We start from the raw sequence: 10,889 nt of genomic DNA on the forward strand, positions 1-10,889 counted from the left end.
CGGCACCACCATCGACTGGACAACCGTCTTCACCAACACCGGCGCCACCCGCACCACCCTCCCCACCTACGCCTTCCAACGCACCCACTACTGGCTCAAGGACGAGCCCGAGGCCGCCGCGGCCATCTCCGTGACGGCTGAGCAGTCCACCGCGGAAGCGGAGTTCTGGAAGGCCGTCGAGGGCGGTGACGCCGAGGCGCTCGCCCGGCAGCTGGGCGGTGTCGATGCCGGGCCGCTGAGTGCGGTACTGCCGGCGCTGGCCGGTTGGCGGCGGACCGCCACCGCTCTGAGCACGCTGGACTCGTGGCGGTACCGGATCACCTGGAAGCCGTTGGTCTCCCCGGGTGCCCCCGATGCTCTGTCCGGTGCGTGGCTGCTGGTCGTGCCCGAGGCGCTGGCCGGCGGCGCGCTGGTGGCCGACTGCTCCCGGCAGCTGGCCGAACGGGGCGCCCGGGTGGTGCCGTTGGTGCTCACCGAGCAGCAGAGCGACCGGGCGGGGATCGCCAAGGCGCTGACGGCCCTCGATGACGTGGACGCGTCCACGTGCACGGGTGCGTTGTCGCTGCTGGCGCTGGACGGGAGTGCCGGACCGGCTCCGGGGACGGAGCTTCCGGCCGCGACCGCCCGCACACTCGCCCTCGTACAGGCTCTGGACGACACCGCCGTGCGAGCACCGCTGTGGTGCCTCACCAGTGGCGGCGTCCAGATTGGACGGACCGGTTACGGCGATCCGGCAAGCAGTCCGGTGCAGGCACAGCTGTGGGGCATGGGCCAGGCCATCGCCCTTGAGGCGCCGGGAAGTTGGGGCGGTCTCATCGACCTGCCCGACGCGGCGGCGGAAGGGGGCGACGCATCGGTGGCGGAGCGGATGTGCGCTGTGCTGTCCGGCGGTTACGGGGCCGAGGATCAGGTCGCGGTGCGCGGCGAGGGCGTCTTCGCCCGCCGGATCGGCCGGGCTTCGCTCGGTGAGGTCGTACGTCGTTTCGAGCCCCGTGGCTCCGTGCTGATCACCGGCGGCACCGGTGCCGTCGGCGGGCATGTCGCCCGTCGGCTGGCCGCCGAGGGTGCCGAGCACATCGTGTTGACGAGCCGCCGAGGTCCGGAGAGTCCGGGAGCGGCCGAGCTGGTCGAGGAGCTGGCCCTGGCCGGTGCCTCCGCGTCGGTCGTGGCCTGTGACGTGGCCGACCGGGACCAGGTCGACGCGCTCGTGGAGCGGCTGCGGGCGGAGGGCCGCCCGGTGGGCAGCGTCTTCCACACGGCGGGCGTGGACGACACGGCGGCCGTGCAGGACACGGATGCGGCCGCATACGCGACCGTCCTGTCCGGCAAGGTCAACGGTGCCCTGCACCTGGACGAGGCGCTGGGTGATTCCGTGGACGCCTTCGTCCTCTTCTCCTCGATCTCCGGGGTGTGGGGCAATGCCCGGCACTCGGCGTACGCGGCGGCGAACGCGTCCCTCGACGCGTTGGCCCACCGGCGCCGGTCCCTGGGCCGGTCCGCGACGTCCGTTTCCTGGGGCTGGTGGGAGGGCGACGGGCTGGCCGGCGGTGCCGGTGTCGGGGGCGCGCTCAGCGGCCTCGGTCTGGCGGCGATGGCACCGGAGCTCGCGGTGTCCGCGATGTGGCAGGCCGTCGAGCACGGGGAGACGGCGGTCGTCGTCGCCGACATCGACTGGCGGGACTTCGCCCCGGCGTTCACCGGGCTGCGCCCGAGTGCGCTGATCGGTGATCTGCCGGAGGTGCGCGGTGCGGTGCGGCCGGAGGATGCCGCGGAGGCGGACGACGGTCGGGGCGCCGGGCAGGACGCGGCGGCCGCGCTCCGTGCCGAACTCGCCGAACTGCCCGGTCCCGAGCAGGAGTACACGCTGCTCGAACTGGTACGGGATCACGCGGCGGCGGTGCTCGGTCTGGCCGGGCCCTCCGACGTACGGCCCGACAGGCCCTTCCGGACCCTCGGCTTCGACTCGCTGACCGCGGTGGACCTGAGGAACCGGATCACCCGGGCCACGGGTCTGCGGCTGCCCGCCGCGCTGGTCTTCGACCACCCGACCCCTGTGGTGCTCGCCGCTTTCCTGCGGACCAAGTTCGACCTGCCGGTGAGCACCGGCGCCGTGGAGCCGGCGCCCGTTCCGACAGCAGCTCCGGCCCCGGCCGTGGCAGCAGACGACTCGATTGACGACATGGACGCCGAAAGCCTGATCCAGCTGGCTCTGGGAGACAACGGCTCATGATGACGTGCGAAATGTGGAGTGCATGATGGCTACTTCGGCGGACAAGGTTCTTGAGGCTCTGCGGGCGTCGGTCAAGGAGACCGAGCGGCTGCGGAAGGAGAACGCCCGGATCACCGAGGCGGCCCGGGAGCCCATTGCGATCATCGGTATGAGCTGCCGGTACCCCGGCGGTGTCGCGAGCCCCGAGGATCTGTGGCGGCTGGTGGACGAGGGCCGCGACGCGGTGGGCCCCTTCCCGGCCGACCGGGGGTGGGACATCGACGCCCTGTACGCGACCAGTCCGGCGGGCTCGGGGGCGTACGAGGGCGGGTTCGTCCCCGATGCCGCCGAGTTCGACGCCGGGTTCTTCGGGATCTCGCCGCGCGAGGCGCTCGCCATGGATCCGCAGCAGCGGCTCCTGCTGGAGGCTGCCTGGGAGGCGGTCGAGCGGGCCGGGGTCGCTCCGTCGGCGCTGCGCGGCACCCGTACCGGTGTGTTCGCCGGGGCGGCGGTCTCCGGGTACGAGAACAAGCTGCAGAACGCGTCCGAGAACGTCGAGGGCTACTTCCTGACCGGCACGGCGGGCAGTGTGGTCTCCGGCCGGGTCTCGTACACCCTCGGGCTGGAGGGCCCGGCGGTGACGGTCGACACGGCCTGCTCGTCGTCGCTGGTCGCACTCCACATGGCCGTCCAGGCGCTGCGGTCCGGCGAGTGCGAACTCGCGCTCGCCGGTGGTGTCGCCGTGATGGCGGTGCCCGAGGCGTACTCCGAGTTCAGCAAGCAGGGCGGGCTCGCCGTCGACGGGCGCTGCAAGTCCTTCGCCGCTGCCGCCGACGGCACCGGATGGGCCGAGGGTGTCGGTGTGCTGCTCGTCGAGCGGCTCTCCGACGCGGTGCGCAACGGCCACCGGGTGCTGGCCGTCGTGCGCGGTACGGGGGTCAACCAGGACGGTGCGTCCAACGGTCTGACCGCCCCGAACGGCACGGCACAGCAGCGGGTCATCCGCCAGGCCCTGGCCAACGCGGACCTGGCGTCGGCGGAGGTCGACGCGGTCGAGGCGCACGGCACGGGCACCGTGCTGGGTGACCCGATCGAGGCGCAGGCCCTGGTGGACACGTACGGGCAGGAGCGCTCGGCCGGGCAGCCGCTGTGGCTCGGCTCGATGAAGTCCAACATGGGTCACGCGCAGGCCGCTTCGGGCGTGGCCGGTGTGATCAAGATGGTCATGGCGCTCCGTCACGGAGTGCTGCCGCGCACGCTGCACGTGGACGAGCCGACCCCGCACGTCGACTGGGCGGCGGGCGAGGTGGAGCTGCTCACCGAGGCGCGTGCCTGGCCGGAGACCGGCCGGCCGCGCCGGGCCGCCGTGTCGTCCTTCGGTGTGAGCGGCACCAACGCGCACATCATCGTCGAGCAGGCGCCCGAGCCGGTGTCCGCCCCGGATGACGCGGAGACGGGTCCGGCGGGCTTGTCGGTTGCCATGCACCCGTGGCTCGTGTCCGGTGCGTCGGCGCAGGGCCTCGCGGCCCAGGCGGACCGGCTGTTGACGCATCTCACGGCGGACGGTGCCGGGGATGCCGGGCACCGCGTGCTCGACCTGGGCTTCTCGCTGGCCACCGGGCGGTCGGCGCTGGAGCACCGGGCCGTCGTGCTGGGCGAGGACCGGGACGCCTTGCTGGACGGCCTGCGGGCGCTGGCCCGGGGCGAGAACGCGCCGGGCGCGGTGCGTGGCCTGGCGGTGCCGGGCCGGCTCGGCCTGATGTTCTCCGGGCAGGGCTCGCAGCGTCCGGGTATGGGCCGGGACCTGTACAAGGCGTACCCGGTGTACGCCGAGGCGTTCGACGCGGTGTGCGCCCAGCTCGACCGGCACCTGACCGGGCATGTCGACCTGCCCGTGCGCGAGGTCGTGTTCTCGGAGCCGGGCAGCGCCGAGGCGGCGCTGCTCGATGCCACCGTGTACACGCAGGCGGGGCTGTTCGCCGTCGAGGTGGCCCTGTTCCGCCTGGTCAGCTCCTGGGGCATCACCCCGGATCACCTGCTCGGGCACTCGGTCGGCGAGATCACGGCCGCCCATGTGGCGGGGGTGCTCACTCTCGATGACGCGTGCGCGCTGGTCGCCGCCCGCGGCCGGCTCATGCAGGCGCTGCCCGCGGGCGGCGCGATGGTGTCCGTGCAGGCCACCGAGGAAGAGGTGGCCGGGCTTCTCGACGGTCGTACGGATGTGTCGGTGGCCGCGGTCAACGGGCCGCGCTCCGTGGTGATCTCGGGCGCCGAGGGGGCCGTGCTCGCAGTCGCCGCCGTCCTCGGTGAGCAGGGCCGCAAGACGCGGCGGCTCCAGGTCAGCCATGCCTTCCACTCGCCGCTCATGGAGCCCATGCTCGACGAGTTCCGCCGGGTCGCGGAGAGTCTGACGTTCCACCCGCCCCGGCTGTCGGTCGTCTCCAACGTGACCGGCCGCATGCTCCGTTCACAGGATGTCCGCGACCCCGGCTACTGGGTGCGCCACGTCCGCGAGGCCGTCCGCTTCTCGCAGGGTGTGCGGACCCTCGTCGGCCAGGGCGTCACCGCGTTCCTCGAACTCGGACCGGGCGGCGTGCTGACCGCCATGGGCCAGGACAGCATCACCGACGCGGAACCGGCGGCGGGCGCGGGAGGAAATGCGGGCGTCGCCGACTCCGGCTCCGTCTCCTTCGTGGCCGCCCTGCGCAAGGACCGGCCCGAGCCCCACGCGATCACCGCCGCGCTGGCCGCGCTGCACGTCCGGGGCACCGCCGTGGACTGGGCGTCCTTCTACGCCGGTACGGGCAGCCGCCGGGTGGACCTTCCGACGTACGCCTTCCAGCGACAGCGCTTCTGGCCGACCCCGACCGCCGCGCAGGACGCGGCCGAGGTGCTGGCCACCTTCCGCAACGAGGCCCGTTTCTGGGAAGCGGTGGAGCGAGAGGACCTCACCGCCCTCGCCGACGCCATGCGTCCCGTGGACGTCGACCCGCTGGCCGCCGCGCTGCCCGCGCTGGCCGCGTGGCGTCGCCGCAACCGCGATCTCGACATCGTCGACGGGCTGCGCCACCGCATCGACTGGAAGCCGGCCGCCACGCCCGACCAGGCTCCCCCGGTGGGCGACTGGCTGGTCCTGACGCCCGTCCGGACCGGGTACGGGGCGCTCGCCGACCGGGTGACGGAGGCGCTCCGGGACCGGGGCGCCTCGGTGACCGTGATCGACGTCGACCCCGAGGGCCTGGACCGCGCTTCGCTCGCCGACCTTCTGGCCGGGCACGCGGAGGGGGAAGGCGGTCCGGCCGGTGTGCTCTCGCTGCTGGCGCTCGCCGCGGACGACTCCGACGACGCGTTCGCCGCCGGCTCCGTCCCCTCCGGTACCCGTGCGACCGTGCTCCTCGCCCAGGCGCTCGGTGACGCCGGACTCGACGCCCCGCTGTGGATCGCCACCCACGGCGCGGTCACCATCGGCCGCTCCGAGTCCCTCGACCAGCCCGCGCAGGCACCGCTGTGGGGCCTCGGCCGGGTCATCGGGCTGGAACACGGCGAGCGCTGGGGCGGTCTGATCGACCTGCCCGCCGAGCTCGACGAGCGCGCCGCCGACCGGCTCTGCGCGGCCCTCACCGACGGTGCCGAGGACCAGATCGCGCTGCGTTCCTCCGGCCTGTTCGTACGCCGTCTCGCCCACGACCCGCGCAGCGCCGCCCCGGCAGGGCGCCCCGCGTTCGTCCCGCGCGGCACTGCCCTGATCACCGGCGGTACCGGCGCCCTGGGCGCGCACACCGCCCGCTGGCTCGCCGCGAACGGCGCCGAGCGGATCGTCCTGACCAGCCGGCGCGGCCCCGAGGCCCCCGGCGCGGCCGAACTGGCCGCGGAACTCGGCGCGTTGGGTGCCCCGACGACCGTCGTCGCCTGCGACGTCTCCGACCGGGAGGCCCTGGCGGCGCTGCTGGAGTCCGTACGGACGGACGGCGGCCCGGCCCTGCGCTCGGTGTTCCACACCGCCGGCATCGCCAGCGACACCCCGCTGACCGACATCGACCTCGGTACGTTCGGGGACGAGATACGGGCCAAGGCGGCCGGTGCCGCCCACCTCGACGCGCTGCTCCGCGACCAGGACGACGAGATCGACGCGTTCGTCCTGTTCTCCTCCATCTCCAGCGTCTGGGGCAGTCGCGGCCAGGGCGCCTACGCCACCGGCAACACCTATCTCGACACGCTCGCCCAGCGGCGCCGCGCACGCGGTGCCGCCGCGACCTCGGTCTCCTGGGGCGCATGGGGCGGCGGCGGACTCGCCGACGGCCGCGAGGGCGAGCGGCTGGCCCGGCGCGGCATCCGCACCATGCCCCCCGAGCACGCCATCGGCGCGCTCAAGCACGCCCTCGACCACGACGACACCCATGTGGCCGTCGCCGATGTCGACTGGGACCGTTTCCTGCCCGCGTTCACCGCGACCCGCCCGCGACCGCTGCTCGGCGACCTTCCGGAAGCCCTCGCCCTCGCCGACGGTGGATCCGCGGACGCCGCGTCCGGCGGCGAGGCGCACGACAGCCGGACCCGGCTGCGCGACCGGCTGACGGGACTGTCCCCGGCCGACCGCACGGCGCTGCTCATGGAACTCGTACGGACCGGAGCGGCCGCGGTGCTCGGCCACGGCACCGTCGACGAGATCCGCCCCGACCGCGCCTTCCGTGACCTGGGCTTCGACTCCCTCACCGCGGTCGACCTGCGCAACCGGCTGGTCCAGGAGACCGGCGTACGGCTGCCCAGCACCCTGGTGTTCGACCACCCCAACCCGACCGCGCTGGCCCGCTTCATCGAGTCCGAACTCCTCGTGACCGGCACGCTTCCCGGCGGGGACGCCGCGGCCGTGGCGGGCGCGGGCGACGACGACGAGCCGATCGCCATCGTCGGCATGGCCTGCCGTTTCCCGGGCGGCGTGGCCGGCCCGGAGGACCTTTGGCAGCTCGTCGCCTCCGGCGGCGACGGCATCAGCGCCTTCCCCACGAACCGCGGCTGGGACCTCGACGCGCTCTACGACCCGGACCCCGAGGCGCACGGCACCTCGTACGTGCGCGACGGCGGGTTCCTCCACGACGCCCCGGGCTTCGACGCGGACTTCTTCGGGATCTCGCCGCGCGAGGCCCTGGCGATGGACCCCCAGCAGCGGCTGATGCTGGAGGCGTCCTGGGAGGTCTTCGAGCGGGCCGGCATCGACGCCGGATCGGTACGCGGCCACCGCATCGGCGTCTTCGCCGGCGCCTCCGCCTCCGGTTACGGCGCCGATCTCGGCCGCACCGCCGAGGGCACCGGCACCGAGGGCCACCTGCTCACCGGCATGGCCACCAGCGTGCTCTCCGGCCGCGTCTCCTACATCCTGGGCCTGGAGGGCCCGGCAGTGACGGTCGACACGGCCTGCTCGTCGTCCCTGGTCGCCCTGCACCTCGCGGCCCAGTCGCTGCGCTCGGGCGAGTGCACGATGGCCGTGGCCGGAGGTGTCGCCCTGATGGCGACCCCGACGGGATTCGTGGAGTTCAGCCGCCAGCGCGGCCTGGCCACCGACGGCCGCTGCAAGTCGTTCTCCGACGACGCGGACGGCACCGGCTGGTCCGAGGGCGTCGGCGTACTCCTCGTGGAGCGGCTCTCCGAGGCACGCCGCAACGGTCACCAGGTGCTCGCGGTCATCCGTGGCTCCGCCGTCAACCAGGACGGCGCGTCCAACGGCCTGACCGCCCCGAACGGCCCGTCGCAGCAGCGGGTCATCCGCCAGGCCCTGGCCAACTCCGGCCTGAACACGGCCGACGTGGACACCGTGGAGGCGCACGGCACCGGTACGAAGCTGGGCGACCCGATCGAGGCCCAGGCGCTGCTCGCCACGTACGGGCAGGACCGCCCGGAGGGCCGGCCGCTCTGGCTCGGCTCGATCAAGTCGAACATCGGCCACGCGGCCGCCGCTTCCGGCGTCGGCGGTGTGATCAAGATGGTCATGGCGATGCGCCATGGCGTACTCCCGCAGACCCTGCACGTCGATGCGCCTTCGTCGAAGGTGGACTGGTCGGCGGGTGCGGTGGAGTTGTTGGCGGAGGCGCGGGAGTGGCCGGAGGTGGGTGGTCGTCCGCGTCGGGCGGGTGTGTCGTCGTTCGGGATCAGCGGGACGAACGCGCATGTGATCCTGGAGCAGGCGCAGGAAGAGCCTGTTGAAACGCCGGTTGCCGGGGTTGCTCTGCCGGTGGTGCCGTGGGTGCTTTCCGCGAAGTCGGAGGAGGCGCTGGCCGGTCAGGCCGAGCGGCTGCTCGGCCTGGTGGACGGTGTCTCCCCGCTGGACGTCGGCTGGTCACTGGTCTCGACGCGTGCGGCTTTCGAGCACCGTGCGGTGGTGGTGGGTGAGGACCGTGAGGCGTTGCTGCGCGCGGTTGCCGAGGGGCGGTCGGCTGCGGGTGTGGTGCGGGGTGTCGCGGGCTCCGGTCGTTCGGCGTTCCTGTTCTCGGGTCAGGGTTCGCAGCGGGCCGGGATGGGCCAGGAGCTGTACGACACCTACCCCGTGTTCGCCGATGCCTTCGACGCGGTCTGCGCCGAACTCGACCGGCATCTCGACCAGCCGGTCAGGGAGGTGGTGTTCGGTGGGTCGGAGCTGATCGACCAGACCGTGTACACCCAGGCCGGGCTGTTCGCCATCGAGGTGGCGCTGTTCCGGCTGCTGGAGCACTGGGGCGTGACCCCGGACTTCCTGCTGGGGCACTCGATCGGTGAGCTGGCCGCCGCGCATGTCGCGGGTGTCTGGTCCCTGGAGGATGCGGCGGCGTTGGTCGCCGCCCGGGGCCGTCTGATGCAGGCCCTGCCCACGGGTGGGGCGATGGTCGCCATCCAGGCCACGGAGGCGGAGGTCCTGCCGCTGCTCACCGACGGCGTCTCCATCGCAGCCCTGAACGGCCCGGACTCCGTGGTGATATCGGGCGACGAGGATGCCGTACTCGCCATCGCGTCCGGCTTCGAGAAGACGAAGCGGCTCCGCGTCAGCCACGCCTTCCACTCACCGCGCATGGAACCCATGCTGACCGAGTTCAAGGCAGTGGCGGAGAACCTGACCTTCCACGCACCGAAGCTCCCCATCGTCTCCAACCTGACCGGTGAAATTGCTGGTGAGGAGCTGCTGACGGCCGACTACTGGGTGGACCACGTCCGCCAGGCTGTTCGCTTCCTCGACGGAGTACGCCACCTCGAAGCACAGGGCGTCACCACCTACCTCGAACTCGGCCCCGGCGGAGTCCTCTCCGCGATGGGCCAGTCCTGCGTCACCGAGGACGCCGCCTTCGTACCCGCCCTGCGCAAGAACCGCACCGAACCCGACGCGCTCACCACCGCCGTGGCGGAGCTGCACGTCCGAGGCACCCGTATCGACTGGGCCGCGTACTACGCGAACACCGGCGCCCAGTACGTCGACCTGCCCACCTACGCCTTCCAGCACCAGCACTACTGGCCGGAGGTCGTGCCCGGGCTGAACGGTGATGTCACCGGATTCGGTCTGCACAACGCCGAGCACCCGCTGCTGGGGGCCGAGGTGCTTCTCGCCGACGGCGACGGACTCGTACTGACGAGCCGGTTGTCGCTGGACTCGCACCCGTGGCTCGCCGACCACGCGATCTTCGGCTCCGTCCTGCTGCCCGGCACCGCGTTCGTCGAGATCGCGCTCCACGCGGGTGAGCGCATCGGCTGCGGGGCCCTGGAAGAGCTCACCCTGCAGGCTCCGCTCGTTCTGCCCGAGCGCGGCGCCATGATGCTTCAGGTCGTCGTGGGCACGGCGGACGCGGACGGACGGCGCCAGGTCACCGTCCACTCGGCCCCCGCGGGTGCCGAGGACGAGACGTGGACGCTGCACGCCTCCGGTGTCGTGGCTGCCGAGACCCTCGTCCCGGGCGCGGAGCCGACCGAATGGCCGCCGCGTGACGCCGAGGCGGTGCCGGTCGACGGCATGTACGACTCCATGACCGAGATCGGCTACGGCTACGGCCCCGTCTTCCAGGGCCTGCGGGCCGTGTGGCGGCGCGGCGGAGAGCTGTTCGCCGAGGTCGCGTTGCCGGAGGAGGCCGTCGAGCAGGCCGGCCGGTTCGGTCTGCACCCGGCGCTGCTCGATTCCGCCCTGCACGCCATCGGTGTCGGCGGTGGCCTGGCCGGTCTCGACGGTCCGGGGCTGCCGTTCGCGTGGACGGGCGTGAGCCTGTTCGCGGTGGGCTCCCCCGTACTGCGGGCCCGGATCACCGCCAACGACGGCACGGTCTCGCTCGACCTGGCCGACGGAACCGGTTCGCCGGTGGGGCGGATCGAATCCCTGGTCCTGCGTCCGGTCACCGCACAGCAGTTGGACGGCGCCGCGCAGAGCGACAACGCCGACTCGCTCTTCCGGTTGGAGTGGATCCCGGTGGCGACCGGTGCCGCTCAGGCCGCGCAGGACACACCGGAGTTCGATGTTCTGGTCGTGCCTGCCATCGAAGCGGACGCCGATGTCGTATCGGGCGTGCACGCGACCGTCGCCGAGGTTCTGGCGCAGGTGCAGGAGTGGCTTGCCGCCGACCGGGACGCGAACGCGCGCCTGGTGGTGGTGACGCGTGGTGCGGTGGGTGAGGTTTCGGATCTTGGTGCGGCTGCGGTGTGGGGGCTGGTGCGTTCGGCGCAGTCCGAGCATCCG

2 protein-coding genes are annotated in these 10,889 nt (G+C 73.0%); both read left to right on the top strand.

Features of this window, described 5'->3' with window-relative positions:
• Positions 1-2,230, top strand: a 2,230-nt coding sequence (locus ACFVH0_RS39995; RefSeq protein ID WP_385828350.1) for an SDR family NAD(P)-dependent oxidoreductase, incomplete at its 5' end; no start/stop codon positions are given.
• Positions 2,231-2,255: 25 nt separating this feature from the next.
• Positions 2,256-10,889, top strand: an 8,634-nt coding sequence (locus ACFVH0_RS40000; RefSeq protein WP_385828351.1) for a type I polyketide synthase, incomplete at its 3' end; no start/stop codon positions are given.

It is taken from the genome of Streptomyces sp. NPDC127117 (genome assembly GCF_042677325.1).
In the GTDB taxonomy this organism is placed as follows: Bacteria; Actinomycetota; Actinomycetes; order Streptomycetales; family Streptomycetaceae; genus Streptomyces.